Raw genomic sequence first — 26,382 nt, forward strand, 5'->3', positions numbered from 1 at the left:
GCACATGACCGATCGCATTAAAAAGGGCGGACTGGAAATCGCCGCTGAACTTCATGATCTGGTAGTCAACGAAGTGGCGCCGGGTACCGGTGTGGATGTGGAACACTTCTGGGCGCAGCTGGAACAGATCGTGGCCGACCTGGCGCCGCGCAACAAGGCTCTGCTGGCCAAGCGTGACGAGATCCAGCAGAAGATCGACGGCTGGCACCTGGAGCGCAAGGGCAAGCAGATCGACCTGCCGGAATACAAGCGCTTCCTCACCGAGCTGGGCTACTTGCTGCCGGAAGGCGATGATTTCAAAGTGGCCACCCGGAACGTGGACAACGAGATCGCCCACATCGCCGGTCCGCAGTTGGTGGTGCCGGTGAAGAACGCCCGTTTCGCCCTGAACGCCGCCAACGCCCGCTGGGGCAGCCTGTATGACGCGCTCTACGGTACCGATGCCATCTCCGAGGAAGACGGCGCCGTGCGCGGCGGCGGCTACAACCCGAAACGCGGCGACAAGGTGATTGCCTTTGCCCGTGATTTCCTCGACACCTATTTCCCGCTGGCCAGCGGCTCCCACAAGGACAGCACCGGCTACGCGATCCGCGACGGCAAGCTGGTGGTGAGCCTGAAAGAGGGCGAATCCGGACTGGCCGACGAAGGCCAGCTGCGCGGCTTCCTGGGCGACGCCGAGCGGCCCAGCGGCGTGCTGCTCAAGCACAACAACCTGCACGCGGAAATCCAGATCGACGATCAGCATCCGATCGGCGCCGAGGACCCGGCCAACGTCAAGGACGTGCTGCTGGAATCCGCCATCACCACCATCCAGGACTGCGAAGACTCCGTCGCCGCGGTGGACGCCGAGGACAAAGTCGAGGTGTACCGCAACTGGGCGGGCCTGATGAAAGGCGACCTGAAGGAAAGCTTCGACAAGGGCGGCCGCACCCTGACCCGCGCCCTCAACCCGGACCGTGAATACACCGCGCTGGACGGCGGCAAGCTGGTGCTGCCGGGCCGTTCCCTGCTGCTGGTGCGCAACGTCGGTCACCTGATGACCAACCCGGCGATCCTGCACAACGGTGAGGAAATCCCGGAAGGCATCATGGACGCCATGGTCACCGTGCTGGCCGCCATCCACGACCTGAAGAAGCAGGACGGCGCCGATTTCCGCAACAGCCGCACCGGCTCCGTGTACATCGTGAAGCCGAAAATGCACGGTCCGGAAGAAGTGGCGTTCGCGGTGGAACTGTTCGAGCGCGTGGAAAAAGCGCTGGGCCTGCCGGCCAACACCCTGAAAATCGGCATCATGGACGAAGAGCGCCGCACCACCGTGAACCTGAAGGAATGTATCCGCCAGGCCAAGGACCGGGTGATCTTCATCAACACCGGTTTCCTCGACCGTACCGGTGACGAGATGCACACCTCCATGGAAGCGGGCCCGATGGCGCGCAAAGGCGATATGAAAGGCATGCCCTGGATCAACGCCTATGAAAACTGGAACGTGGATATCGGCCTGGAATGCGGCCTGCAAGGCGTGGCCCAGATCGGTAAAGGCATGTGGGCGAAGCCGGACGAAATGGCGGAAATGATGGCCACCAAGGCCGGTCATCCGAAAGCCGGCGCCAACTGCGCCTGGGTGCCGTCACCCACCGCCGCCACCCTGCACGTGATGCACTATCACGAAGTGAACGTGCAGCAGGTACAGGATCAACTGGCCAGCCGCGGTCGCGCCTCCCTGGACGACATCCTCACCATTCCGTTGCTGGAAGGCGAACTGACCGCCAATGAAATCCAGCAGGAACTGGACAACAACGCCCAGGGTATCCTCGGCTACGTGGTGCGCTGGATCGACCAGGGCGTGGGCTGTTCCAAGGTGCCGGACATCAACAACGTGGGCCTGATGGAAGACCGCGCCACCTGCCGTATCTCCAGCCAGCACATCGCCAACTGGCTGCACCATGGCATTGTCACCGAGGAACAGGTGATGGAGTCCATGAAGCGCATGGCGCAGGTGGTGGACAAGCAGAACGCCGGTGACCCGACCTACATGGACATGGCGCCGAACTTCGATGACAGCATCGCCTTCCAGGCGTCCTGTGATCTGGTGTTCAAGGGCTGCGAGCAGCCCAGCGGCTACACCGAGCCGGTCCTGCACCGCCGTCGCCGTGAACTGAAAGCCAAACTGGCCGGTTAATCCGGGCCCGCTTCTTCCCACGAAGGGGACTACGAAGCCGCTGTAGGAGCTTGCCTTGCAGGCGAATGGGCTCTTGAACGAAAGATTCGCCTGCAGGCAGTCTCCTACAGCAACTCGTCCCACAGAGACGGATTCGAGCCGGGGTGCCCGTTCACGCCCGGCTTCCCTCCGGCAGCCGTTCCCACAACGGCGCTTCTCCCAGACTTTCCGATACGAACTCCACGAAGGCCCGCACCCTTGGCGGCACTTGCTTGCGTTGCGGCATCACCGCGTGGATGGCGGTGTCGGCCAATTGATAATCCGCCAACACCACCTTGAGACGGCCCTGGCACAGGTGTTCGTGGATGTGCCAGAGCGAATGCTGGGCAATGCCCAGGCCGGCGAGCACGGCTTCGGTCAGTAACTCCCCCTGATTGGCGCGGACCGGGCCGCTGACTTTGACCGGGAATGGCCGCCCGTCCGAGGCGCGCAGATCCCAGACGTCCTGCCGGTCCGGATGGCTGGTCAGCAGCAGACAAGGGTGGTCGACCAGTTCCCGGGGATGAGCAGGCACGCCGTGGCGGGCCAGGTAATCCGGGGAGGCGCACAGCACCCGCTTGTCGTCGGCCAGCCGCCGCGCCACCAGGGAGGAGTCCTTGAGCACACCGATACGGATGGCGAGATCAAACCCTTCCCCCACCAGGTCCACCTGGTCATCGCTCAGATGCACGTCCAGACGCACTTGCGGGTAGCGTTGCAAAAAACCGGGCAGCAGCCGCGAAATATACTGACGCCCGAATGCCGGCGGCAGCGCCAGACGCAGGGTGCCGCTGATCTCGTTGGCGCTTTGCCTGAGCCCGTTGGCCAGGGCTTCCAGGTCTTCCACCAGCAACCGCCCCCGCTCCGCCAGAAGCCGGCCCTCGGGGGTAGGGTGGAGACGGCGGGTGGTGCGGTGCAGCAGACGTACCTGCAGATCCCGTTCCAACCGCTTCAGACGCTGGCTGGCCACCGCCACGGAAAGGTCGAGGGTACGTGCCGCGGCGCTGATCGAGCCCTGATCCAGCACGCGTAGGAACAGCGCGATGTCACTGAGTCTTTCCATGGTTCGTCCAAGGCAGGAATGGAGAGTTATTTTCAATGAAATGTTGAAAGTGAATAAAAGGCTATATTGTTTTTGTGAAAGAGGTAAAGCCCTAGCATGCCGTCTCTCTATCCCATTCCAACGGAGAACGGTCATGAAAGACCCGCGACAGGGCGGTATACCCTGGGCGCTGTACGCGCTGACCATCGGTGCCTTTGGCATCGGCACCACTGAATTCGTGATTATGGGCGTGCTGCAGCAGGTGGCGGACGATCTGGGCGTCAGCATCGTCGCCGCCGGCCTGCTGATTTCCGGCTACGCCCTGGGCGTGTTCGTCGGCGCGCCTTTGTTGACCGCCACCACCGGCGGCCTGTCCCGCAAGCGGGTACTGGTGGGGCTGATGCTGATCTTCACCGTCGGCAACCTGGCCTGTGCCCTGGCGCCGAACTACACCGTGCTGATGGTGGCGCGGGTGATGACCTCCCTGGCGCATGGCACTTTCTTTGGCGTCGGCTCGGTGGTGGCCACCTCCCTGGTGGCGCCGCACCGGCGTGCCAGCGCCATCGCCATCATGTTCACCGGCCTCACCGTGGCCACCCTGCTGGGGGTGCCGGCGGGCGCCTGGCTGGGCGTGGAGTACGGCTGGCGCACTTCGTTCTGGGCCATCACCGGTGTTGGTGTGCTGGCCACCTTGGTGATCCTGGCCCTGGTGCCCGCCGATCAGGGCGGGCAGGGCGGGGAATCATTCCGCGACGGATTCCGCGTGATCGGGCGCGCCAACGTATTGCTCGGGCTGCTCACCACCGTTCTGGGTTACGCCGGCGTGTTTACCGTCTTTACCTACATCCAGCCCATGCTGGTCCGCCTGGCCGGCTTTTCCGAAGCGCAGGTGTCCTCGATTCTGCTGGTCTTCGGCGTGGGCATGATCGCCGGCAATCTGGCCGGTGGCCGGCTGGCCGACCGTAACCTGCCGCGCGCCATCGGCGTGACGTTGACGATCTTGGCGCTGGTGCTGGCGATGACCGGCCCGGCGCTGCGGCATCCAGTGACCGCGGTGGTGTTCGTCGGCCTGCTCGGCGCCGCCAGTTTCGCCACCGTGGCGCCGCTGCAACTGTGGGTGCTCAGCCGCGCCGAAGGCGCCGCCAGTCTGGCCTCCAGCTTCAATATCGGCGCCTTCAATCTGGGTAACGCCCTGGGCGCCTGGCTCGGCGGCGCGGTGATTCACTCCGGCACCGGTTTGACCGGCATCCCCTGGGTGGCCTCGGCGGTCACGCTGTCCGGCCTCGCCCTGGCGCTGTGGGCGCTGCGGCGGGAACGGCAGCGCGCGCCGCTGCTTGAAACCGGGGACTGTGTCTGAGGCCGGTTCCCTTGAACGTCACTACGAAGCCCCTGTGGGAGCCTGCCTGCAGGCGAATGACATCAGACCAAGGAGAAACGATCATGGAACACCGTTATCTGGGACGCTCCGGCTTCAAAGTACCGGTACTGGGCTTCGGCGCCGGCACCTTTGGCGGCAAGGGGCCGCTATTCAGTGCCTGGGGAAACACCGGAGTGGAGCAGGCGCGGCGGCTGGTCGACCTGTGTCTGGAGGCCGGCGTGACCCTGTTCGACACCGCCGACGTGTACTCGGACGGCGCCTCCGAGGACGTGCTCGGGGCCGCCATCGCCGGTCGTCGCGACCAGGTGATTCTATCCACCAAAGTGAGCCTGCGAACCGGAGAGGGCGCCAATGACGTCGGCGCCTCCCGTCATCATCTGGTGCGGGCGGTGGAACAGTCGCTGAAGCGGCTCGGCACCGATTACATCGACCTGCTGCAACTGCACCACTTCGACGCCATGACGCCGGTGGAGCAGGTGATGGCGACCCTGGACGATCTGGTGCGCTCCGGCAAGGTCCGTTACATCGGCGCCTCCAATTACTCCGGCTGGCAACTGATGAAGTCCCTGGCGGCGGCGGATCGCTACGGCTACAGCCGCTTCGTCGCCAACCAGACTTATTATTCGTTGATTGGACGCGACTACGAGTGGGAACTGATGCCGCTGGGCCAGGACCAGGGACTGGGTGCGCTGGTGTGGAGCCCGCTGGGATGGGGGCGCCTTACCGGCAAAATCCGCCGTGGGCAGCCCTTGCCCGACGGCAGCCGTCTGCATGAAACCGCCGGCTTTGCCCCGCCAGTGGAGGAAGAGCGGCTGTACAACGTGGTGGATGCGTTGCTGACGGTGGCGGAGGAAACCGGCAAAACCGTGCCGCAGGTGGCGATCAACTGGCTGCTGCGCCGGCCCACGGTGTCCTCGGTACTGATTGGCGCCCGCAACGAACAGCAATTGCGCGACAACCTGGGTGCGGTGGGCTGGTCCATGACGGAGGAACAGGCCGCCCGGCTCGACAAGGCCAGCGCCGTGACACCACCGTATCCCTACTATCCGTATTGGAACGGCCAGTTCGCCGAGCGGACGTCGCCTTTGGTGTGAGAGCTGTGGTTGGTCAATGGCTATGTTTTGAGGGTTGAGTAATATGGATAGCTGCAATTGTTACGCCTGCATTGCGGCGCTTGTTATTAATCCGCAACAAGCCTTTCCTGTATTGTCCATGGAGAAAGGGGCCGCATAGTAAAGTAGACTCGAACTTGGGCGAAAGATTTGGCATGTACCGCTGGTTTGGGCTGGCATTCGGGGGAAACGTGGAAACGGTAACCGCAATCTTTCTTGTTGTCGGAGTTTCGGTCTCTCTTGCGACAATATATTTGTATGCGTTAATAGAGCTGAGGAAGGCTAATAGTGATCTGTCTTTGAGAGATGTTAATAAGCATGTTTCTTGGCTTTCTATTGGGATGGGGAGGCTGGATCGATCAAATCTATCTGATAAGGATCGTGAGTTGATTGTTCAGGTTTTCAATTTGTTTAAAATTTCCATTGGCGGAGTGGTACTTGTTTTCTTTTTTATTTTTATGATTTTTGTTTGATGTTTATTTTTTAGGGCTTGAGTTGGAAGTAATCGGATATGCCTTTCGTATTGGGGGAGGTAGAGGAAAATATATTCATGAAGATCGGCGTATTGGTGATCGTTTTGTTTCTGTGTGAAAGCGCTTTTGGGCAGGATCTTTGTCTTTCCGTGGAATCCAGGTATTGGCCAATTGCTGATGACTATAAGGTCATGAAAAGAGTTGTCGGCTTGATGGAAATGACAGGGATTAAAGATCCATACGATGATGAATGGAAAGAATTGCAAGTGCAGAACCCTTACTTAGTTCATTCTGTAGCATCGTATTTTATTGATCCTTATTTTCTATCTGTTGAAGGAGGGAGAGAAAAGCTGGATTTCTTATTTGATTTAGGGGTTGATATACAGGATCGGGATGTGGCGGGGAGACTCATCATAATGGAGTTTGTATCCACAAGAAATAGAAAGTTTGTGGATTATGCTATCGACAGGTATAAAAAAGAGAACGTTAAAATTCCAATTGGCGATTTGAAGGTGATTTTGGGCTGCTATGGCTTTGAAGGAAGTTTGGTTGATGAGGATTAGATCGGGTTCTGCCGACCCGCCGGAGCCATAAACTCCGGCCCCACCGGGTTGGTGATCGTCTCGGCCAGGATACGTTCGATCTCCGTGTTCAAAGCATCATCCAGATGCCAGCCGTCCAACTCCAGCATGGGCAGAATCTGTTCCGGGCGGCGCACGCCCCAGAGGGCCAGATCGACGCCGGGCTGGTCCAGCAGCCAGCGCACCGTCAGCGGCAGCACGCCGCCCAAACCGTTGTCGCGGGCCAGCGTGTTGAGGGCGTCCACCGCCTCGAGGTACTGGGCGTAGCGGGGAGGTTGGAATTTGGGGTCGTGGTTACGCAGGTCGTCGCTGTTGAAACGGGTGTGCGGGCGCATCTTGCCGGACAGCAGGCCACGGCACAGAGCGCTGTAACCCAATACGCTGATGCCCAGCTCCCGGGCGGCAGGCAGCAGGTCCTCTTCAGTACGCCGTTCGAACAGGTTGTAGGGGGCCTGGACCGCGGTGAGTGGACAGATGGCGTGGAAGGCGCGCAGCTGCTGGCCGGTGAGGTTGCTGACGCCGACGGCGCGGATCTTGCCTTGGCGCTGCAGTGTGGCCATGGCCCCGGCGGTGTCTTCCAGCGGGCAGGCCAGATCCGGCCAGTGCACCTGATACAGATCGATGACATCGGTGCGCAGGCGCCGCAGGCTGGCGTGCACCTCCTCGAACAGCCGTTGCGGCCGGGCGTCACGGAACGGGATGCCGTCACGCCAATCCAGGCCGGCCTGGGTGGACAGCGTCACATGCTGTCGCAGACGGCCGCGGCGCAGCGCTTCGCCCACCAGCGCTTCGGATTCTCCGAAGCCGTACAGGGGAGCCGTGTCGATGGTGGTAATACCGTTTTCCACCGCCTCCAGGATGGCCTGCAGAGCGTTGTGGCGATCCCATCCCGCGCCCGCTGCGGCGCTGTCCCGCGCTCCGGCGCCCATGGTCCGGGTGCCCAGGGCGATACGGCTGCAGGTCAGGTCGCTGTTGGCCAGTGTGGTGGTTTCCATTGCCGCTCCCGTGGGTCGCTCAGTGGATCAGATCGACTTTGATTTCCAGCGGCAGGGTGACGGTGCTGCCGTGTTGCTCCACGCCGCCCAAGCCCTGGCTCTGGGTTTGTTCACGCACTTCTATGTTCCCCAGGGGCGTCCACTGGCCCAGGGGCACTTGCAGGGTGGTGGCGGTGCTTTGGGTGTCCGCGACGGTGCCATGGCTCAATTGCTCGAAGCGCTGGCTGATGCGCAGGCGCACCTGATTGTCAGCGGTGAGCAGAGGCAGAATATCGATCCCTTGTTTCAGGCTCAATAAAGCGGGCAACTGGCTGCCGGCAAGGGCGATCAGGGTACCCTGACCAACACTGGCCGGATGCCCTGACAGGGTGTTGATACGATACTGGTCCTCGCGCTGCTGCCGGTGGCGACCGTCGCTCACGATGACCCGGCCGCCTTCGACTTTCAATACGCGGTCGTCGCCTTCGCTGTTCTGGCGCCGCCGCAACACCACCGATATCGTGCGCGGCGCCGAGGGCATGTCGCCCAGGGCATTGAGGATTTGATCAAAATTCTCCTGACTGGTGCGGATCACCAGCCGGCCCTGGTAGGCGTTGACGGAGCCGCCTTCCGGCAGCAGCGGTTCGATGATCTGCACCAGAGCTTCAGCGTCGGCTCGCTGGATCACATGGATGGACATCTGTGCCAGGGCAGGGCCGGTCAGGATCAGGCCCAGCAGCAGGGCCAGGGTGCGGATGAATGGGGTCATGGCGGCCTCTTGGTCATGATGCGCTTGTTATCATAGCCCTGCTGAGGGCGGATTGATTTGTGGCGATACTCATCCTTTGGATGGTGGAAAGAGTACGCGGTTCAGGCGTTGTTATCCGCCATCGCCGGCATTAGTGGTTTCGATGGTGCCGTCGCGGCCGCGCTGATGCCATTCGCCGACCCGTTTGCCGTCACGATATTGCCCCCACAGCAAGGGCATACCGGTGGCCGTTTGCACACGCCAGGGGCCATGCAAGCGACCTTTGACATAGGTCTCCCGGTAGACACGTGTTCCTTTCCGGCTGATCTTCAGACCCTCGGGCAGGCCGTTGACGATATGATGAAGTTCCACCAGGGCGCCCTTTTCGAAACGCTCAAGCCAGCGTTCACCGGTCTCGGCGTAGTGAATGTCAGCCTGGATCGGCTGGTGCTGGTGGTAGCGGGCAGTAATGATCAGCCATAGCGGCGCGTTGTCCAGGAAGCGCCCCTCCGAGTCTCGTCGATACTCAACTTGGTGCTGGGTCAATTCACCGTCCTTGCCCCAGAAGCGTGTTTCGACGATGCCGGCACTTTGCGCCGTGCCCCGGGCGGTGACGCGGCCGCTCTCGTCAAAATAGCTGAACACGCCGTTTTTCTTGCCCCGGACAAAGCAGACTTGTTCGCGCAGATTACCGTCAGGGTAGTAACGGCGCACTTGACCGTGTACCTGATTATTCCGGTAGGGAATCTCCTCGGTGAGGTGTCCGGCGCGGTCGAACCACTGTTCCAGGCCGGATTGAACACCATTCCGGTACTGGGCGATGCGTCTCAGAGGGCCCTTTTCCACACGCCCTTCTTCCTGCCCGTTTTCGCCGCTCCTTTCGCCGCTCCTTTCATAGTAATAGCGTTGCTCGCCGTGCCGCTTGCCGTCCTTGATACGCCGATGTTCGATCAGCGCGCCTTGTTGATTGAGTACTCCGAACTCGCCCTGAAGGGCAGCGTTCGCCGGCGGTTTGGCTGTCTCGGCGGTGCTGAGGCCGGCGCACAGCAGAAGCAATGATACGAGGCATCGGCGGACCATTATTATCGGTGCCCCGATAAATCCGTCGACGGGAGGAAAAACGGTCTTTTAAAACGCATAATGGTGCCTCCGTGCGGCTTGCTGAAAGAATAGCAAACGGCCGCCATCCCAACTTCATGCGGATCACAACAATTTCATGTTTGCCAACAGTTCCCCCGTGGTGTCGAACCAGACCGGACCGCACGAGCGCCTGGAGGCTACCGTGCGCCGCCATTTGTCGCAGCCCTGGCGGGCGCCGCTGGCGGAGCATGACCGTCAGGCGTTTGATCGGGCGCGGCAATGGCTCGGCGATGATGCGAGGCCGCTGATCCTGGATTCTGGTTGTGGTACCGGCCGTTCCTCGGTGATGCTGGCCCGCCGTTTCCCGCAGGCGAGGGTGCTCGGCCTGGACCAGTCCGAACACCGGCTGCAGCGGGGCGAGCGGCGTTTCGGCGAGGCGCTGCCGGAAAACCTGCGGCTGGTGCGTTGCGATTGCGCCGGATTCTGGCGGCTGGCGCAGGATGCCGGCTGGCGTGCGCAACGCCATTATCTGCTGTACCCCAATCCGTGGCCCAAGAGCGCCCACCTGAAGCGGCGCTGGCACGGACACCCGGTATTTCCGCATCTGCTCGCCCTGGGCGGCGAGTTGGAGGCACGCAGTAACTGGCGGCTGTATCTGGAGGAGTTGGCGGCGGCGCTGGCGCTGGCCGGGGTCGAGGCGTCCTTGCAACCGTTGCCGGAAGATGAGGTGGCGTTGACCGACTTCGAGGAGAAATACCGTCTCAGCGGCCACCATTTGTGGCGCTTGACGGCGTCCCTGGGGGATGGCGCCGGTTCCGCCTGAGCGGTTCCTTCGGCGCCGGCGTGATTACTCCGGCAGGGTCACGGTCAGGGTTCGGGTGACCGGATCATGGCCGCGCATGAACGCCACCTCCTGAATACCCGATCCCCAGAAGTGCCGCACTTTGCCGTCCTGGCCGACCGGCGCCAGCGGCAGACCGGTCTGATCCCGTGCTTCCAGACCAGCATCCGGCAACTGTCCGCAGTGGTCCGGGATGACTACCCCGTTATCGCCCTGGAAACGGGCACAACCTGGTTTCTCAGGTGTCACCGAAACGGTTTCCACCCGGCTCGGGCAGCGGACTTCAATGGTCAGGGTGCGGTCATGAAAACGATGATTGAAGCCGTCATCGTTGCTCAACACAAAAGCGCCGGTGAAATAGCGCTCATGGTCGGGACGGGCGCCCCAGTCCCACTGGAACCGGGGCGGGCTCTCCAGGTCCTCGGCGCCACTTTTTACCGAGAGATGGCAGAGTCTCAACGCCGGCGGGCCGCCGATGATCACTTTATTGTCGTTCTGCCCGGTGACTTCGAGCTGCCGCAGAAGGGTTTCCGGTTGTTCGGGCGGCTTCGGCAGGCGGCGCGGGTTATGGCGCACACCGGGTGGATGCAGATCGCCGGAGTCCGGCAGGGGGCGGATGTGGAAGGTCACCGGCCGCGACTCGATGCTCAACGGGATCAGTCGCAGCGCGGCGATATCGGCCTCCCTGGTCTGGTAGGTGGCCGTTTCCATCAGCCCATGCAAGGTTAACTGATCGGTGAGCCAGCGGTCCTGGTCCGGGTGTTCCTGGTCGATACCGGTCGGGTAAGTCAGTGCACTGAACGCCAGCGGTTCACCGTCCGCGCCCAGCGGCTCCACCCGGACGCTGGTGGTGCCGTCGAAGTGCAGATCCACTCGCCGAGGCTGCCAGCGCGCTACCTGGATACCGGGTGGGAAGGCATCGTCTTTTGCCAGCACCACCGGTTCGCCGGGCACGTGGATGTGAAGATCCGCTGTCACATCGATTTGTCCGAGCTGGTGCAGGTTTGCTCCGGCGGGCACTGTCAGCAGCTCCTCATTGCGAGGGGAAGCCAGTGGCAAGCCCAGCAGATAGTTGCGTTCCGCCAGCCGGTTGACCATCAGCCCGTCGATCTGGCCGGAACGGGCCGAACGGAACAGCGGGTCGATTTGTTCGGTTTGCAGCCCCAGGGCGGTGTCGCCTTCCAGTGGCAGACGGTTTTCCTGCACGGTATAGAAGAGACTTTCCGTCAGCGCATCGGCGAACCGGTCGAGCGCGGCCCGGTCATGCAGTGGGTTGGCATACCCGGTGTAGGACGGGGTGTCGAGTTGCCGCTTGATCATGTCCCGGTTGAATCGGACCCGCAGCGGATTGATGCCCTGAAGATCCAGCTTCCGCTGATAGTGACGCTGACTGACCAGCGCCAGACGCTGGTGGATCACGGCGTCGCTGCCCGGTACCTCAACGGTGATGGCGAGCAGGGCGATCACCGGCATGCCGGAAGGCAGCCGGGCCACCAGCCGGCCGGCACCGGTCACCGAGTCGCCCTCGAAGTCGGCTTTCAGCAGAACCCGGTCGCCATCCCGGTCCAGTACCTGGAAGCGTGCTTCCGCCTCGGGCAAGCCAATGAAAGCGGTGTCCTCGCTCCAGTGGTCGCCGGGCTGTGGATCGGCGGGCAGACCGGGCACCGCCACCGGGGTGTTGTTCCCGGTGAGCGTCTTCAGCTTCGGATCCAGTTTCGCCATCAGCCTGTCATGAAGTTCCGGCTCGCCCGGACGGATCTCCACTATCTCGCCGTTTTTGATACGGCTGAGCGTGCCGGCGCTCATCATTCGCAGCATTTCTTGCTGGCGCTGGTTGGTGTCGCTCAGGTCGCGGGTGTCCAGCCGGCCCATGGAGGTGTCGATGCTCATCCAGGGCAGGGTGGTCCGCAGCCACAAGGCGTCGTCATCCCGGTTGTGGTCGGTATCAATGCGGGTGCGAAGCAGGGTATTAATGCGGAGCTCGTTTTCGTAGCCGGGCCGGGACACGCTCTGATGGCTGAGCAGCAGAAACTCGTCTTGGTAATTGCTGGCCGGCACATCGGGGCGTGAACCGACGTCGCAGGCGGACAGAACCAGTGAACAGAGAAACAGGCAGAAATAGCGCATAATCCAACTCCGGCAGCGGCACGAGTGTACCGAAATCATCGGCCTTGCGGTGTCGCCGTCGCTGAATTCGTGAACTTGCCGGCAGGGAGGCCCCGCATGCCCGTTCCCACAGCGCCCCAGTCCGACACTTGGCGTGATCTCTGTTCAGGCCGGCGTGGGCCGCGCCTGTTGCTGATCTGGCTCGGTATCTGGGTGGGAGCGGCGGAAAGTCTGGTCACCGCCACCATCATGCCGACAGTGGCGCGGCAATTGGGCGGCTACGCGTATTTCAGTTGGGCGGTGGCGCTGTTCATGATCGGAACGATCCTGGCGGTGGCCAGCGCGGGGCGATTGGCGGAGCGATACGGTTTGGCGCGTGCCAGCGCGGGCGCCGGACTGGTGTTGGCGACCGGGTGCGCGGTGTCCGCGCGGGCGCCGGATATTTTGACCTTTCTGGCCGGCCGCTGGGTGCAGGGCGTTGGCGGGGGCTGGATTTCCGGTTTCGCCATGGTGGCGGTGTCGCGGTTCTTCCCGGAACGGCATTTGGCGCGGGTGTTTGCCTCGGCCACCGCGATCTGGGCGCTGGCCACGGTGCTCGGCCCCTTGCTGGGGGGTGTGTTTGCCGAGAGCGGTGGCTGGCGTGGCGTGTTCTGGCTGTTCTCGGCCCAGGCGTTGCTGTTCATACTCGCCGCTTTGCGGCTGTTTCGTGGCGCGGCCCCGGCGGAACGCGGTGCCCGGGTGCCCTGGCCGCAGCTGGGATTGTTGGCGGTGGGGGTGGCGGCGTTGGTGCTGGCCAGTCTGGCGGAACACTGGCTCTGGGTATTGGGACTGCTGATGTTGTCGATCGGCATGCTGGCGTGGTTGCGCTGGCGGGATCAACGCGGAGAGAACCGCCTGTTGCCCGCCGGGGCCTGGCAACTGCGGCACACTGTGGGGGCTGGTTACGCGGCGATGGCGGCGGTGACGGCGGCGTCCATGGCGTTGCTGATCTATGGCCCGCCGATTCTGCAAGCACTACAGGGGTTGTCGCCGTTGCGGGCCGGTTATGTGGTGGCGGTGCAGGCGATGGCCTGGACACTGGCGGCGCTGGCGGTTTCCGGGGCGGATCGGAAGGGCGAGCGCCGCTGGATTCGCATCGGCGCGTTGACGGTTTTACTCGGGGTGCTGTTGCTGGCTGCCGTTATGACGTCGCCGGTGCTCTGGGTATTGATGGGCGCGGCAATCTGTGGTCTGGGCCTGGGTTGGGGCTCCAGTCTGATGAACCGGCGCTTGCTGCGGGCGCTGGCGGAAGAAGACCGGGCCATTGGCTCCTCGGCATTGATCGGGGTTCGTCAGGTGGGTGGTGCCGTGGGCGCGGCGCTGGCGGGGTTGGCGGCCAATCTGACCGGAGTGGCGGAAGGTCTGTCGCCGGAAAGCGCCGAGCGGGCAGCTCCGGTGGTGTTCATGGCGGTGCTGCCGATGGCGCTGTTGGCGGTGTGGTGCGCGTGGCGGTTTACCCGGTCGGCGGATTGAATCGCGGCGCACAAGCCGCGATTCCGCGTGTTGCCGTCACGGGCCTCAACCGAGCTGAGGCAACTGCGCCAGCGCCACTTCCGCGGCGGCGGCGTCGTACTCACGGTCTTCCAGTTTGCCATCGAAGAAATCGATGTAGGCCTGCATGTCGAAATGACCGTGGCCGGACAGGTTGAACAGGATGGTTTGTCCCTGGCCTTCTTCCTTGCAGCGCAGAGCTTCGTCGATGGCGGCCTTGACCGCGTGGGAGCACTCTGGTGCCGGCACGATGCCTTCGTGGCGGGCGAATTGCACCGCCGCCTCGAAGCAGCCGGTCTGGGCGTACGCGCGGGCTTCGATCAGCCCCAGTTGCAACGCGTGGGAAACCTGCGGGCCCATGCCATGGTAACGCAGGCCGCCGGCGTGGAAGCCCGGCGGGGTGAAGCTGGAGCCCAGGGTGTGCATCTTGGTCAGCGGTGTCAGGTGGGCGGTGTCGCCGAAGTCGTAGGCGAACCGGCCCTGAGTCAGGGTCGGGCAGGCCGCCGGCTCCACCGCCAGGATGCGGCGACCGCGGCCACCACGCAGTTGCTCGCCGAGGAACGGAAACACCAGGCCGGCGAAGTTGGAGCCGCCGCCGGTGCAGCCGATCAGTATATCCGGATCGTCGCCGGCCATTTCCATCTGCAGCAGGGCTTCCTGGCCGATGATGCTTTGATGCAGCATCACATGGTTGAGCACGGAACCAAGGGCGTACTTGGTATCATCGGCCTGGGCCGCCAGTTCCACCGCCTCGCTGATGGCGATGCCGAGGCTGCCCGGGTGATCGGGGTTCTCCGCCAGTATGGCGCGGCCGGCGTTGGTGAGATTGGACGGGGAGGGGATGCACTCGGCCCCGTAGGTGCGCATCAGTGCCTGCCGATAGGGCTTTTGTTGATAGGACACCTTGACCTGGAATACCTGCACCTCGAGACCGAACAGGCTGCCGGCGAACGCCAGGGAAGAGCCCCACTGGCCGGCGCCGGTTTCGGTGGTCAGACGGCGGGTGCCGGCTTCCGCATTGTAATAGGCCTGGGCCACGGCGGTGTTCGGCTTGTGCGAGCCGGCGGGGCTCACGCCCTCGTATTTGAAGTAGATGCGCGCCGGCGTATCCAGGGCTTTTTCCAGCCGCCGGGCACGGATCAGCGGACTTGGCCGCCACATCTTGTAGATGTCCAGCACCGCTGCCGGAATCTCCACATAGCGTTCGGCGGTCATTTCCTGGGCGATCAGGGTATCCGGGAACAAGGGCGCCAGATCCGAGGGGGCCACCGGCTGATGGGTGCCGGGATGCAGCACCGGGGCCATCGGTTCCGGGAAGTCCGCCATGATGTTGTACCACTGGCGTGGCAGACGGGATTGCTCCAGGAAATATTGGGTGGTGTCGGACATGGGGCTCTCTTCTTCTGATTATTGTTCCGTCGTGGCGTGACGGGTTATTTCAGCAACTTGATCATTTGCCGGTGCGGGATATGGGCATCCATGAAAATGCCGCCGGAACTGGCGAAGCCCGCTGCTTCATAGAAGCTGGTGGCGTGGGTCTGGGCGTTGAGGAAGATCTCCTGCATGTCACGGGCCCGAGCCGCTTCCTCGGCGGCCACCAGCAGGGCCCTGCCGACACCGCTGTTGCGGTTGTTCGAGAGCACGCACAGGCGGCTGATCTGGCCGCTGCTCTGCAGGCGGATACAGCCCACCGGCTGGTTCTGCTGGTCAAGCGCGAGAAAATGACAGGCACCGGGATCCTCGCCGTCCCACTCCAGTTCTTCCGGCACACTCTGCTCGCCGATGAAGATGGTTTCGCGCAGCAGGCGCAGTGCCGGCTCGTGTTCGTCCCAAGTGGTTTCGATGATGCTAAAGGCCATGGTGTTCTCGGTTAAAGCGGGGCAAAGAAGCCCTGATCGATCCAATGATTGAGCAGCTCGCGGGCGGACCGGGTCAGCAGCGGCTCCAACTGGTCGTTGCGGTAGCGGCGCTGTCCGGCCAGCAGGTCCACCAGGGCGGTTTGCTCCGCGTCCAGTGTCCAGCATTCGCCGTTGAGCCAGGCATGGTCGCCCTGACGAAGCAGGCGCACACCGCCGTGCCGTACCAGTACGGCGTCCGGTGCGCCGGCGCGAATCTGCTCTTCGTCCACAATAAAATCAAGACCGTTCTGACGCGGTGTGCTCAGCCAGCGGGCCACCGCCCGGGCGGCCTGGGCGCGGTCCAACAGCCCCAGGGAAGCAGACAGCAGGTTGTCCAGATCGTTCTGTTCGAGCCGTCCCGGGGCCGGGCAGGGCGCACGTCCGGCGTCGCCGTAGAGCTGCTCAGGCTGATTGGCCAGACATTCGGCCACCATTTCCGCCAGCAGGTCACGGTAATCCGGGGCGCGGAATCCCACCGACCAGGTGACGCAATCGCTGTCGCTGGCGACGCCATGGTGGGCGACGCCCGGAGGCAGATACAGCACATCGCCGGGGCCGGCGTGAAACTCCTGTTCGCAGGGCATGTGCGCCAGCATCTTCAGCGGCGTATCGGTGCGCTGCGGCGTGGCGTCGTCACAGTGCGGGCCGATTTTCCAATGGCGATGGCCACTGGCCTGGATCAGAAACACGTCGTACTGATCGAAATGCGGGCCGACGCTGCCACCCTCGGCGGCGTAGCTGATCATGATGTCTTCCAGGCGCCAGCCCGGCACGAAGCCGAAATCGTCCAGCAGCAGGCTCACCGGTGTCAGAAAGTGGTCCACGGACTGTACCAGCAGGGTCCAGTCCTGCTCGCCCAGGCCCTCGAACGCATCCTCTTCCAGCGGTCCCTGCTGCAACGACCAGGGGCCATCACCGGCGCCACGGATCAGCCGGGATTCCACCTCCGCCTCCAGTGCCAGCCCGGCCAGGGTGTCGGCGTCGGGGTAGTCAAGGCCGCGGGCGGCGGCAGGCATGAACAGCGTGCGCCGCTGCCAGTGCCGTTGGAGAAAGGTCTCCACCGGCAGTGGCAGCGTGAAGCGGGGCAGTTCGGTGGCCAAGGTCAGACCGTCCGGGCCTGCTGGCCGGCGCTGCCCACGTAGGAGGCCGGGGTCATTTCCTTGAGCCGCGCCTTGGCTTCTTCCGGGATCGCCAGGGTGTCGATGAAGGCAATCAGAGCCTCCTCGGTGATCGCCTTGCCACGGGTCAGGGCCTTGAGTTTTTCGTAGGGCTGCTCGATGCCGTAGCGGCGCATTACCGTCTGGATCGGCTCGGCCAGCACTTCCCAGGCGTGCTCCAGATCCTCTTCCAGGCGAGCCGGGTTCACTTCCAGCTTGCCGATGCCTTTGAGGCTGGCTTCATAGGCGATCAGGCTGTGGGCCAGGCCCACGCCCACATTGCGCAGCACGGTGGAGTCGGTGAGATCGCGCTGCCAGCGGGAGATCGGCAGCTTGGCGGCGAGGTGATCCATCATCGCGTTGGCCAGGCCCAGGTTGCCTTCGGAGTTCTCGAAGTCGATCGGGTTGACCTTGTGCGGCATGGTGGAGGAGCCCACTTCGCCTTCCACGGTTCTCTGTTTGAAGTAACCGAGCGAGATGTAACCCCAGACGTCGCGGTCGAAGTCCAGCAGGATGGTGTTGAAGCGCATCAGGGCGTGGAAGTATTCGGCGATCCAGTCATGCGGTTCGATCTGCGTGGTGAACGGGTTGAAGGTCAGTCCCAGACCCTCGACGAAACGGCGGGCGAAGGTTTCCCAGTCCACTTCCGGATAGGCCGCCAGGTGGGCGTTGTAGTTGCCCACCGCGCCATTGATCTTGCCGAGCACCGGTACCGCCGCGAATTGTTCGCGCTGGCGCTGCAGGCGTGCCACCACGTTGGCCATTTCCTTGCCCACGGTGGTGGGAGAGGCGGACTGGCCGTGGGTGCGTGACAGCATCGGCCGGTCGGCGTTGGCGTGGGCCAGCTTGCGGATGGCGTTGATGACCTGATCCAGTTTCGGCAGCAGGACGTCGCGTGCTTCCTTGAGCATCAGCGCGTAGGAGAGATTGTTGATGTCCTCGCTGGTGCAGGCGAAGTGCACGAACTCGGTCATCTTGTCCAGCTCTTCGTGCTCGGCCATGCACTCCTTGATGAAGTACTCCACCGCCTTGACGTCATGGTTGGTGGTGGCCTCGATGTCCTTGATGCGCTCGGCGTGCTTTTCCTCGAATTCACGGGTGATGCCACGCAGGTGCCAGGCGGCCTTGCCGCTCATCAGCGGGACCTCCGGAATCGCCTTCTCGTGGGCCAGCTGTTCCAGCCAGCTGACTTCCACATGAACCCGGTAGCGGATCAGGCCGTATTCAGTGGTGATGTCGCGCAGGGCATCCGCTTTGCCGGCGTAGCGGCCGTCCACCGGAGAAATGGCACGAAGGTGAGTAAGGCTGGACATGAAGCACTCCTAGACAGGAAAACCGAAAGCGGCGCTATCATACAGCAAATCGGGGGGCGCCGCGTGGGTTATGACGAAGGTCGAAGGGTGGAACAATCGCGGCTCGTAAGTCGCGATTTATCATTACATTCCACTTTATAAAACTATTTTAACTCATTGATTTTTATGCTGTTTAGAATGTCGAGATGCGCTTTGCGTTGAAACAGTAAACGCCAGCGCCGGCCACCCATCTGATGCCACAGAAAGGCGGCTCGCACGCCGGCCAGGAACAGGCCGCGGATGCGGGCCGCGTTGTCCTCGTCCTGCAATTTGGCCGGGTCGCCCTGCACGCGGATACGAAACCGGAACGTGCCCAGCGTATCCACGTAGATTCCCGCCAGCCGGTGGCAAAAGCCGGGCTGGGTGAGGTCCTCGAAATGGGCGCGCTGACCTTCCAGGGCCAACAGCCGGTTGCGCAGGATATTCACCACGTCGTCATTCTTGCGCAGTTTTGAAGAGAGATGCAGCAGTGCCAGCCCATAGCTGAGAGGGCGGGCGGCATCCCGATTCTGTTCCCTGTTGAGGCTCTTGCGCAGCAGGCGCAGGCCGTCCTGGAAGCGGGCCGGGCGCGGGTAGATGGTGTCGAAGTCGGTGGCGTCCATCACCAAGACCGATTCGAACAGTGACTCCAGGACCGCCGGATCGGCGTCGCCACGGGTGGCGATCTGGTCGGCCATGACCGCGCACTCGAACACCGCGCCGAGAGCCAGCATCTGCTGTTGCTGTAGGGACAGGGATTGCTCGGTCATCGTGTCTCCTCGATCACGGCCCCGCCGAGACAGGCGTCGCCATCGTAAAACACCACCGACTGCCCCGGGGTGACCGCCCGTTGTGGCCGATCGAACACCACCCGTACCCGGCCGTCGCCGGCGCTCTCCACGGTACAGGCCTGATCGGGCTGGCGATAGCGGGTTTTGGCGGTAAGCCGGGCCGGAAGGGCCGGCGGCGACATCGCCACCCAGTCCACCGGCGCGCTGGTCAACTCGCGGCTGAACAGCAGCGGGTGGTCATGGCCTTGCACCGCGATCAGCACGTTGCGGGTCAGATCCTTGCCGGCCACGTACCAGGGTTCATCATTGCCGTCCGCGCGACCGCCGATGCCAAGACCCTGGCGCTGACCCAGGGTGTAGTACATCAGTCCGTCGTGCCGGCCGATCACCTTGCCATGGTCATCCTCGATGACACCGGGCTGGGCCGGCAGATAGGTTTCCAGGAAGTCCTTGAAGCGGCGCTCGCCGATGAAGCAAATGCCGGTGGAATCCTTCTTTTTGTGGTTGTCGAAGCCTTTCTCCCCGGCCAGGCGGCGCACTTCCGGTTTGTGCAGGTCACCCAGGGGGAACAGGGTGCGGGCGAATTTGTCGCCGCCCACCGCGTGCAGAAAGTAAGTCTGGTCCTTGTTGGCATCCACCGCGCGCAGCAGCCGGGCGGGGCCGGGCCCATGCTCGACCCGGGCGTAGTGGCCGGTGGCGATGGCGTCGGCGCCCAGCGCCACGGCGTGATCCAGGAAGGCGCGGAACTTGATTTCCTTGTTGCAGAGGATGTCCGGGTTGGGAGTGCGGCCGGCCCGGTATTCCTCGAGGAAGTGCTCGAACACCCGGTCCCAGTACTCGCCGGCGAAATTCACCGTATGCAGCTCCATACCCAATACGCCGGCCACTTGCATGGCGTCGAGCAGATCCTCCCGGGCGGTACAGTATTCGGTACCGTCGTCCTCGTTCCAGTTCTTCATGAACAGGCCTTCCACCTGATAGCCCGCCTCCAGCAGACGAGCGGCGGCCACCGAGGAATCGACACCGCCGGACATACCGACGATGACGCGGGTGGATTGAGGGGCAAGAGTGGACGGAGAAGGCAGTTCCGACATGGCGACCAACCGTGTAGTGATGGATTCAACCCTGCTGCAAAGGCCAGGGGTGTTGATAAATGCTGTCCAGCGGCAGACGCCGGCCGCTCAGGTAATCGGAGACGCAACGCGCTACCAGCGGACTGCGGTGCTCGGCTTGCAGCGCGGATAATTCCTGAGGCGTCAGCCAGACCGCTTCCTCGATGCCGCGATCCAGTTTCTGGCGCGGGTCATGTTTCAGCGGACGGGCGACGAAACAGGCCCGGTAGTATACTCCGGCACCCTTGAACGGCTGAAAAATGTACCAGCCGAGCAGGTCGGTCACTTCCACTTGCCAGGCCGTCTCTTCCAGGGTTTCGCGGTAGGCGGCCTGCATCAGGTCCTCGCCGAATTCCACATGGCCGGCGGGCTGGTTGAGCACCAGTTCTCCGTCCTGGTGTTCACGCACGAACAACAGGCGTCCGTCTTGCTCCACCACGGTGGCTACCGTAATGTGCGGTTCGAAGCTGTTCATAGATTGGCCGTTCCAGGCATGGCGGGCGCCAGATGGTAGCGCAACGCCGGGGGGCTCGTCACGACCGGCGCGCTTTCCCTCGCGGCTGACGTGGAGGAGCGCGGCGCCGGGATGGCCCGCCCCGCGCTGGCGCCTTGGGCAGGTGCACGGTTTCATCCCGCCACTGGCCGGGCTGCAGGCCGTCCAGGCTCCAGTCGCCGATGCGCCAACGCACCAGCCGCAGGGTGGGAAAGCCTATCGCCGCGGTCATGCGCCGCACCTGGCGGTTGCGACCTTCGTCTATGGTGAGTTCCAGCCACTGGTCGGGTACCGTGAGCCGCGTGCGCACCGGCGGTTGGCGCGGCCATAGCCGCGGTTCGTCGATGCGCCGGATCCGCGCTGGCCGGCAAGGGCCGTCCTTGAGCGTGATGCCCTGGCGCAACGGTTTCAGATCGTCTTCACCGGGCGTGCCTTCCACTTGTACCAGATAGGTTTTCGGCAGGTGAAAGCGCGGGTTGGCGATGCGTGCCTGGAGGCCGCCGTCATCGGTGAGCAGTAGCAATCCTTCGGAGTCCCAGTCCAGCCGGCCGGCGGGGTAAACGCCCTCCATGGGGAGTGTTTCCTTGAGCGTCCGGCGCCCACGGGTATCGGTGAACTGGGACAACATCTGAAAGGGTTTGTTAAACAAAATAAGCCGGGCCATTGGGAAATTCGTCGGTTCGGGCCCATGAAGGCCAAGCAAGGTTATTCACTCGATGGTATACTCGCCCGGCAACCGAATTCCACGGTTATTCTCAGAGGGAGTAGTGTAGATGGGATACCAAAAGATCGTGGTTCCGGCAGACGGTGACAAAATCACCGTTAATGCGGACCTATCCCTGAATGTCCCCAACCACCCGATTATTCCGTATATCGAAGGGGACGGCATCGGCGTTGATATCTCGCCGGTGATGATAAAAGTGGTTAACGCCGCGGTGGAAAAAGCCTATGGCGCCAAGCGTGGCATCACCTGGATGGAAATCTATGCCGGTGAAAAAGCCACCCGGGTTTACGGGCCGGATGTATGGCTGCCCGAAGAAACCCTGGAGGCCATGCGGGAGTTCACCGTAGGTATCAAAGGACCGTTGACCACTCCGGTGGGCGGTGGGATCCGTTCTCTGAACGTGGCCCTGCGCCAGGAGCTTGACCTTTATACCTGTATGCGCCCGGTGCGATGGTTCGAAGGGGTACCCAGCCCGGTACGCCACCCCGAACTGACCGACATGGTGATCTTCCGTGAAAACTCCGAAGACATCTATGCCGGCATCGAATGGGCCGCGGACGGTCCCGAAGCCACCAAACTGATCCGCTTCCTGCGCGAGGAAATGGGCGTTACCCAGATCCGTTTCCCGGAAGGTTGTGGTATCGGCATCAAGCCGGTGTCCCGCGAGGGCACCCAGCGTCTGGTCCGCAAGGCGATCCAGTACGCCATCGACAATGACAAGGATTCCGTCACCCTGGTGCACAAAGGCAACATCATGAAGTACACCGAGGGGGCCTTTAAGGATTGGGGCTACGAATTGGCCCGGGACCGCTTCAACGCCGAGCTGCTTGACGGCGGCCCATGGATGGTGATGAAGAACCCGCGTACCGGGAAAGAGATCGTCATCAAGGATGTGATCGCGGATGCCTTCCTGCAGCAGATCCTGATGCGTCCGGCGGAGTACAGCGTGATCGCCACGCTGAACCTGAACGGTGACTACATTTCCGACGCCCTGGCGGCGGAAGTGGGCGGTATCGGCATCGCGCCGGGCGCCAACATCGGTGGCTCCGTGGCGCTGTTCGAGGCCACTCACGGCACCGCGCCGAAATACGCTGGCCAGGACAAGGTGAACCCGGGTTCGCTGATCCTGTCCGCCGAGATGATGCTGCGCCACCTGGACTGGGAAGACGCCGCCGATCTGGTGATCAATGGCATGGAAGGGGCGATTGCCGCCAAGACCGTGACCTACGACTTCGAGCGTCTGATGCCCGATGCCACGCTGCTGAAGTGTTCCGAATTCGGCGATGCCGTAATCGAACACATGGGGAACTGATTCCAGTCCCCTCCGGTGAAGCGCTCACTCAGGTGGAGAGGGCGCTTTTCTCCCGCTCCCGCCTCCGGCCCGTCCGGTGCCGGCGGGTGGTGGGAACCGCTCCCGGCTTCAGGTTCACCGCGTGGTAACCCTTGCTGGCCTCGAGCAGTTCGTATTCCACACTCTGTCCGGTGTATAAGGTTTTGTAACCTTTCTCCTGTATATAGGAGTAGTGCACGAACAGATCATCGCCACCTTCGTCCGGCCGAACGAAGCCATACCCTTTGGCATTGTTGAACCACTTTACCGTTCCCGTTGCCATGGTCGTCCCTCATGTTACCCCGGGGGTTTGTTCCGGGTGTCCCGCCGTGCCGGTGTTCTGTATGACAACCGGTCATCGCACGGTAACCTATGGCTGTACATTGTTTTTGTTATCCCCGCCCGGGCGGGGCCTGGATCACTGACGTCAATATCCAACATCAACGCCGCCGGCCATGGGACTTTGCTCTGGTTATCATAGCGGGCTGCTATGAAGACCTTGCCTTGGCCTCGGCATGATATGGATTGAGATGTGCCGAACGGGCCGGAAAGTCCCGGAACATCCGGCATTGTTGGATTCAGAGATCCCCTGGGTCGCGCTCTGCCCAACTTTTCATCATGGAAAACTGAGTGTCAAGCCCAATCGTTGGGATTGAAAAATAGCGGTTAATGCCCCAATTAGTGGATTGCCTGTCGGCGCCCGCGGGTATACAAACTTCAGAGAGACGCATGAAAAGGCAGCACAAGGTGTTTTTCACGGGTAACGAGCGGGGGGCGCAAATACGCCTGGGGCCGGATCAGCCGGCGGATCCCGATCGTCAGGGCGATCTGGCCGTGGAGGCGAGCAAACCACGGCTAAAGCGCCCGTCCATGTATAAAGTGATCATGCTCAACGACGATTACACACCGATGGACTTCGTCGTTGAGGTACTGGAAACCTTTTTTCGTATGGACCGCGAGCAGGCCACGCGTGTCATGCTGACGGTCCATACCGAGGGCAAGGCGGTGTGCGGGGTGTTTCCCCGGGATATCGCCGAGACCAAGGCCGCGCAAGCGGTCGATTACGCCCGGGAACATCAGCATCCGCTGATGTGTCAGGTGGAGAAGGCCTGATTCAGGCCCAAGGGCCTGATTTCAGGCCGGCAAGCCCGACACCAAGGGTGACGAGTAGTGAGGTAGCCTATGCTCAGCAAAGAACTGGAACTTACCCTTAACGAGGCGTTCCATCACGCACGAAGCCACCGTCATGAGTTCATGACCGTGGAGCATCTGCTGTTGGCACTGCTGGACAACGATGCCGCGTTGGAAGTGCTGCGCGCCTGCGGCGCGGATCTGGATGAGCTGCGCGAGGCCCTGACTCAGTTCATTAGCGATGCCACGCCGCTGTTACCGGATGACGGTGACGATGAGCGTGATACACAACCGACGCTGGGGTTCCAGCGGGTGCTGCAACGCGCGGTGTTCAGCGTGCAGTCCTCGGGCAAGAAGGAAGTGACCGGCGCCAACGTGCTGGTGGCGATCTTCAACGAGCAGGAAAGCCAGGCGGTTTACCTGCTCAACAGCCAGGATGTGCATCGCCTCGACGTGGTCAATTACATTTCCCACGGTGTCTCTCCGCAGCAGGAGGCGGATGATGCTCAGCAGCCGGATATCGAGGCCGGTGGTGGTCCCGAAGGGGGCGCTTCCGCCAACGCGCTGGAGGCTTATGCGTCCAATCTGAACGAGCTGGCACGGGCGGACCGGATCGACCCGCTGGTTGGACGAGCGTTTGAAATTGAACGGGCGGCGCAGATCCTGTGCCGGCGGCGCAAGAACAATCCGCTGCTGGTAGGCGAACCCGGGGTGGGCAAGACCGCCATCGCCGAGGGGCTGGCGCGCATGATCGTGGAAGGCCAGGTGCCCGAGCCGCTGCAGGATGCCGTGGTTTATTCCCTGGATCTGGGCGCTTTGCTGGCCGGTACCAAATACCGCGGTGATTTCGAGAAGCGACTGAAAAGTTTGCTGGCGGAATTGCGCAAGCAGGACAACTCGATTCTGTTCATCGATGAGATCCACACCATCATCGGTGCGGGCGCGGCTTCCGGCGGTGTCATGGACGCTTCCAATCTGCTTAAACCGCTGCTCGCTTCCGGGGAATTGAAATGCATGGGCTCCACCACCTTCCAGGAGTACCGGACCATTTTTGAAAAAGACCGGGCGCTGTCCCGTCGCTTCCAGAAAGTGGATGTGGTGGAACCGTCGGTGGAGGACACCGTGGGTATTCTCAAGGGGCTCAAGAGCCGCTTCGAGAAACACCACGGCGTGAAGTACACCGACGCGGCACTGCGCTCGGCGGCGGAGTTGAGCGCGCGCTACATCAATGACCGCTTCCTGCCGGACAAGGCCATCGATGTGATTGACGAAGTGGGTGCCTGGCAGCGCCTGCGGCCGGAAAACGAGCGTCGTGAGATCATCGAACAGGACGACGTGGAAGTCATGGTGGCGAAAATCGCGCGGATTCCGCCAAAGCAGGTGTCCTCTTCCGACAAGGAAGTGCTGCGTAATCTGGAGCGGGACCTGAAGATGACCGTGTTCGGTCAGGACGAGGCCATCGATGCCATCTCCGCGGCGATCAAGCTGTCCCGCGCCGGGCTGAAAGCGGACAACAAGCCGATCGGCTCGTTCATGTTCGCCGGTCCCACCGGGGTGGGTAAAACCGAGGTCAGCCGGCAACTGGCTCGCGCACTGGGCGTGGAGTTGGTGCGCTTCGACATGTCCGAGTACATGGAGCGGCATACCGTCAGCCGTCTGATCGGCGCGCCTCCGGGCTACGTCGGTTACGACCAGGGTGGCTTGCTCACCGAGGCGATCACCAAGACACCGCACTGCGTGTTGTTGATGGATGAGATCGAGAAGGCACACCCGGAAGTGTTCAACATTCTGTTGCAGGTGATGGACAACGCTTCATTGACCGACAATAACGGCCGCAAGGCGGACTTCCGCAATGTGATCCTGATCATGACCACCAATGCGGGCGCCGAGGTGTTGAACAAGCGCTCCATCGGCTTCACCGAGCAGGATCAGTCCAGCGACGGCATGGAAGTGTTGAAGAAAGCCTTCACGCCGGAGTTCCGCAACCGGCTGGACGCCATCATCCAGTTCAATCCGCTGGGTCGGGAAACCATTCTCGGCGTGGTGGACAAGTTCCTGGTGGAACTGCAGGCGCAGTTGGATGAGAAAGGCGTGGTGCTGGAGGTGGAGGCGGATGCCCGCACCTGGCTGGCCGATCACGGCTATGACAAGGATATGGGCGCCCGTCCCATGGCCCGTCTGATCCAGGAGCAGATCAAGAAGCCGCTGGCGGAGAAGCTGCTGTTTGGAGAGCTGGCGGAGCAGGGTGGTCGCGCACGAGTTGTGGTTCGCGACGACAAGCTGCTGCTGACCGTGGACGCCTCCCAGGAGGAAGCCACCTGCTGAAGATCGCGGCCATGGATGGCTGGCTTAA

Annotated in this window: 24 protein-coding genes; 10 read left to right on the plus strand and 14 right to left on the minus strand. The window is 62.5% G+C overall.

Going from position 1 to position 26,382, the window contains the following annotated elements:
- Positions 1–4: 4 nt before the first annotated feature.
- On the plus strand, positions 5–2,179 hold the full coding sequence (locus tag MA04_RS09830; RefSeq protein WP_262460279.1) for a malate synthase G: 2,175 nt from the start codon (positions 5–7) through the stop codon (positions 2,177–2,179).
- A gap of 151 nt (positions 2,180–2,330) precedes the next feature.
- Here the strand turns inward: MA04_RS09830 and MA04_RS09835 are convergent, their stop codons facing one another.
- Positions 2,331–3,260, minus strand: coding sequence for a LysR family transcriptional regulator (locus MA04_RS09835; RefSeq protein WP_262460280.1), 930 nt, complete (start codon positions 3,258–3,260; stop codon positions 2,331–2,333).
- 133 nt (positions 3,261–3,393) lie between these two features.
- On the opposite strand from MA04_RS09835, the gene MA04_RS09840 reads away from it, so the two are divergent.
- The 4 genes from MA04_RS09840 (at position 3,394) to MA04_RS09855 (ending at position 6,765) form a co-directional block, all read left to right on the plus strand.
- On the plus strand, positions 3,394–4,596 hold the full coding sequence (locus tag MA04_RS09840; protein WP_163127310.1) for an MFS transporter: 1,203 nt from the start codon (positions 3,394–3,396) through the stop codon (positions 4,594–4,596).
- 83 nt (positions 4,597–4,679) lie between these two features.
- Positions 4,680–5,711, plus strand: coding sequence for an aldo/keto reductase (locus MA04_RS09845; RefSeq protein WP_262460281.1), 1,032 nt, complete (start codon positions 4,680–4,682; stop codon positions 5,709–5,711).
- A gap of 173 nt (positions 5,712–5,884) precedes the next feature.
- Positions 5,885–6,202 (plus strand): hypothetical protein, encoded by a 318-nt coding sequence (locus MA04_RS09850; RefSeq protein WP_262460282.1) that lies wholly within the window; start codon positions 5,885–5,887, stop codon positions 6,200–6,202.
- 77 nt (positions 6,203–6,279) lie between these two features.
- Positions 6,280–6,765 carry a hypothetical protein gene (locus MA04_RS09855; protein ID WP_262460283.1) on the plus strand — a complete coding sequence of 162 codons (486 nt, stop codon included), beginning with the start codon at positions 6,280–6,282 and terminating at the stop codon, positions 6,763–6,765.
- On the opposite strand, the gene MA04_RS09860 is transcribed toward MA04_RS09855, so the two are convergent.
- The 3 genes from MA04_RS09860 to MA04_RS09870 all read right to left on the minus strand — a co-directional run bounded on the left by MA04_RS09860 (position 6,762) and on the right by MA04_RS09870 (position 9,561).
- Positions 6,762–7,778, minus strand: coding sequence for an aldo/keto reductase (locus MA04_RS09860; RefSeq protein WP_262460285.1), 1,017 nt, complete (start codon positions 7,776–7,778; stop codon positions 6,762–6,764). The genes MA04_RS09855 and MA04_RS09860 overlap by 4 nt on opposite strands.
- Positions 7,779–7,797: 19 nt before the next feature.
- A complete protein-coding gene (locus MA04_RS09865) occupies positions 7,798–8,526 on the minus strand; it encodes a hypothetical protein (protein ID WP_262460286.1) in 729 nt (242 codons plus the stop codon).
- A 111-nt stretch (positions 8,527–8,637) separates the two neighbouring features.
- Positions 8,638–9,561, minus strand: coding sequence for a toxin-antitoxin system YwqK family antitoxin (locus MA04_RS09870; RefSeq protein WP_262460287.1), 924 nt, complete (start codon positions 9,559–9,561; stop codon positions 8,638–8,640).
- Between the two features lie 160 nt (positions 9,562–9,721).
- Here MA04_RS09870 and trmB point away from each other — a divergent pair, with 160 nt between their 5' ends.
- Entirely contained in the window at positions 9,722–10,408 is a 687-nt protein-coding gene (trmB, locus tag MA04_RS09875; RefSeq protein ID WP_041716975.1) for a tRNA (guanine(46)-N(7))-methyltransferase TrmB, read from the plus strand.
- Positions 10,409–10,432: 24 nt separating this feature from the next.
- Here trmB and MA04_RS09880 read toward each other — a convergent pair whose 3' ends face one another.
- The gene (locus tag MA04_RS09880; protein ID WP_262460288.1) at positions 10,433–12,553 is read right to left on the minus strand and encodes a hypothetical protein; all 2,121 of its coding nucleotides are present in this window, start codon (positions 12,551–12,553) and stop codon (positions 10,433–10,435) included.
- Positions 12,554–12,649: 96 nt separating this feature from the next.
- Here MA04_RS09880 and MA04_RS09885 point away from each other — a divergent pair, with 96 nt between their 5' ends.
- Entirely contained in the window at positions 12,650–14,044 is a 1,395-nt protein-coding gene (locus MA04_RS09885) for an MFS transporter (protein ID WP_262460290.1), read from the plus strand.
- 45 nt (positions 14,045–14,089) lie between these two features.
- Here the strand turns inward: MA04_RS09885 and MA04_RS09890 are convergent, their stop codons facing one another.
- The 8 genes from MA04_RS09890 to MA04_RS09925 all read right to left on the minus strand — a co-directional run bounded on the left by MA04_RS09890 (position 14,090) and on the right by MA04_RS09925 (position 21,508).
- Positions 14,090–15,451 (minus strand): TrpB-like pyridoxal phosphate-dependent enzyme, encoded by a 1,362-nt coding sequence (locus tag MA04_RS09890; RefSeq protein ID WP_262460292.1) that lies wholly within the window; start codon positions 15,449–15,451, stop codon positions 14,090–14,092.
- Between the two features lie 44 nt (positions 15,452–15,495).
- The gene (locus MA04_RS09895; RefSeq protein WP_014994320.1) at positions 15,496–15,921 is read right to left on the minus strand and encodes a GNAT family N-acetyltransferase; all 426 of its coding nucleotides are present in this window, start codon (positions 15,919–15,921) and stop codon (positions 15,496–15,498) included.
- 11 nt (positions 15,922–15,932) lie between these two features.
- A complete protein-coding gene (locus tag MA04_RS09900; protein WP_262460293.1) occupies positions 15,933–17,060 on the minus strand; it encodes a cupin domain-containing protein in 1,128 nt (375 codons plus the stop codon).
- 2 nt (positions 17,061–17,062) lie between these two features.
- On the minus strand, positions 17,063–18,430 hold the full coding sequence (gene purB / locus MA04_RS09905) for an adenylosuccinate lyase (RefSeq protein ID WP_262460295.1): 1,368 nt from the start codon (positions 18,428–18,430) through the stop codon (positions 17,063–17,065).
- A 143-nt stretch (positions 18,431–18,573) separates the two neighbouring features.
- Complete coding sequence (gene hflD / locus MA04_RS09910; RefSeq protein WP_014994323.1) at positions 18,574–19,218, minus strand: high frequency lysogenization protein HflD; 645 nt, start codon at positions 19,216–19,218, stop codon at positions 18,574–18,576.
- Positions 19,215–20,333 carry a tRNA 2-thiouridine(34) synthase MnmA gene (mnmA, locus tag MA04_RS09915; RefSeq protein WP_262460298.1) on the minus strand — a complete coding sequence of 373 codons (1,119 nt, stop codon included), beginning with the start codon at positions 20,331–20,333 and terminating at the stop codon, positions 19,215–19,217. Before mnmA ends, hflD begins: the two co-directional genes overlap by 4 nt.
- A gap of 25 nt (positions 20,334–20,358) precedes the next feature.
- Positions 20,359–20,826 carry an NUDIX hydrolase gene (locus tag MA04_RS09920; RefSeq protein WP_014994325.1) on the minus strand — a complete coding sequence of 156 codons (468 nt, stop codon included), beginning with the start codon at positions 20,824–20,826 and terminating at the stop codon, positions 20,359–20,361.
- 58 nt (positions 20,827–20,884) lie between these two features.
- Complete coding sequence (locus MA04_RS09925) at positions 20,885–21,508, minus strand: pseudouridine synthase (protein WP_262460299.1); 624 nt, start codon at positions 21,506–21,508, stop codon at positions 20,885–20,887.
- A 109-nt stretch (positions 21,509–21,617) separates the two neighbouring features.
- Here MA04_RS09925 and icd point away from each other — a divergent pair, with 109 nt between their 5' ends.
- Positions 21,618–22,880: an NADP-dependent isocitrate dehydrogenase gene (gene icd / locus MA04_RS09930; protein ID WP_163127299.1), complete on the plus strand. Its 1,263-nt coding sequence runs from the start codon at positions 21,618–21,620 to the stop codon at positions 22,878–22,880.
- 28 nt (positions 22,881–22,908) lie between these two features.
- Here the strand turns inward: icd and MA04_RS09935 are convergent, their stop codons facing one another.
- Entirely contained in the window at positions 22,909–23,181 is a 273-nt protein-coding gene (locus MA04_RS09935; RefSeq protein ID WP_014994328.1) for a cold-shock protein, read from the minus strand.
- Positions 23,182–23,627: 446 nt separating this feature from the next.
- On the opposite strand from MA04_RS09935, the gene clpS reads away from it, so the two are divergent.
- Together clpS and clpA are read left to right on the plus strand one after the other, a co-directional pair.
- Positions 23,628–24,011, plus strand: coding sequence for an ATP-dependent Clp protease adapter ClpS (gene clpS / locus MA04_RS09940; RefSeq protein WP_205475470.1), 384 nt, complete (start codon positions 23,628–23,630; stop codon positions 24,009–24,011).
- 69 nt (positions 24,012–24,080) lie between these two features.
- Positions 24,081–26,354, plus strand: a complete 2,274-nt coding sequence (gene clpA, locus MA04_RS09945; RefSeq protein ID WP_163127298.1) for an ATP-dependent Clp protease ATP-binding subunit ClpA — start codon at positions 24,081–24,083, stop codon at positions 26,352–26,354.
- Positions 26,355–26,382 lie beyond the last annotated feature (28 nt).

It is taken from the genome of Alloalcanivorax balearicus MACL04, assembly GCF_025532145.1.
GTDB lineage: Bacteria > Pseudomonadota > Gammaproteobacteria > Pseudomonadales > Alcanivoracaceae > Alloalcanivorax > Alloalcanivorax balearicus.

Coding starts and splice junctions, on each gene's coding strand:
- trmB (WP_041716975.1), top strand. CDS start 9,722: ATGTTTGCCAACAGTTCCCCCGTGGTGTCGAACCAGACCGGACCGCAC.
- purB (WP_262460295.1), bottom strand. CDS start 18,430: ATGTCCAGCCTTACTCACCTTCGTGCCATTTCTCCGGTGGACGGCCGC.
- clpS (WP_205475470.1), top strand. CDS start 23,628: ATGAAAAGGCAGCACAAGGTGTTTTTCACGGGTAACGAGCGGGGGGCG.
- MA04_RS09845 (WP_262460281.1), top strand. CDS start 4,680: ATGGAACACCGTTATCTGGGACGCTCCGGCTTCAAAGTACCGGTACTG.
- MA04_RS09860 (WP_262460285.1), bottom strand. CDS start 7,778: ATGGAAACCACCACACTGGCCAACAGCGACCTGACCTGCAGCCGTATC.
- mnmA (WP_262460298.1), bottom strand. CDS start 20,333: ATGTCGGAACTGCCTTCTCCGTCCACTCTTGCCCCTCAATCCACCCGC.
- hflD (WP_014994323.1), bottom strand. CDS start 19,218: ATGACCGAGCAATCCCTGTCCCTACAGCAACAGCAGATGCTGGCTCTC.
- MA04_RS09865 (WP_262460286.1), bottom strand. CDS start 8,526: ATGACCCCATTCATCCGCACCCTGGCCCTGCTGCTGGGCCTGATCCTG.
- MA04_RS09925 (WP_262460299.1), bottom strand. CDS start 21,508: ATGGCCCGGCTTATTTTGTTTAACAAACCCTTTCAGATGTTGTCCCAG.
- MA04_RS09835 (WP_262460280.1), bottom strand. CDS start 3,260: ATGGAAAGACTCAGTGACATCGCGCTGTTCCTACGCGTGCTGGATCAG.
- MA04_RS09840 (WP_163127310.1), top strand. CDS start 3,394: ATGAAAGACCCGCGACAGGGCGGTATACCCTGGGCGCTGTACGCGCTG.
- MA04_RS09855 (WP_262460283.1), top strand. CDS start 6,280: ATGAAGATCGGCGTATTGGTGATCGTTTTGTTTCTGTGTGAAAGCGCT.
- MA04_RS09935 (WP_014994328.1), bottom strand. CDS start 23,181: ATGGCAACGGGAACGGTAAAGTGGTTCAACAATGCCAAAGGGTATGGC.
- MA04_RS09895 (WP_014994320.1), bottom strand. CDS start 15,921: ATGGCCTTTAGCATCATCGAAACCACTTGGGACGAACACGAGCCGGCA.
- MA04_RS09850 (WP_262460282.1), top strand. CDS start 5,885: ATGTACCGCTGGTTTGGGCTGGCATTCGGGGGAAACGTGGAAACGGTA.
- clpA (WP_163127298.1), top strand. CDS start 24,081: ATGCTCAGCAAAGAACTGGAACTTACCCTTAACGAGGCGTTCCATCAC.
- MA04_RS09830 (WP_262460279.1), top strand. CDS start 5: ATGACCGATCGCATTAAAAAGGGCGGACTGGAAATCGCCGCTGAACTT.
- MA04_RS09880 (WP_262460288.1), bottom strand. CDS start 12,553: ATGCGCTATTTCTGCCTGTTTCTCTGTTCACTGGTTCTGTCCGCCTGC.
- MA04_RS09920 (WP_014994325.1), bottom strand. CDS start 20,826: ATGAACAGCTTCGAACCGCACATTACGGTAGCCACCGTGGTGGAGCAA.
- MA04_RS09890 (WP_262460292.1), bottom strand. CDS start 15,451: ATGTCCGACACCACCCAATATTTCCTGGAGCAATCCCGTCTGCCACGC.
- icd (WP_163127299.1), top strand. CDS start 21,618: ATGGGATACCAAAAGATCGTGGTTCCGGCAGACGGTGACAAAATCACC.
- MA04_RS09885 (WP_262460290.1), top strand. CDS start 12,650: ATGCCCGTTCCCACAGCGCCCCAGTCCGACACTTGGCGTGATCTCTGT.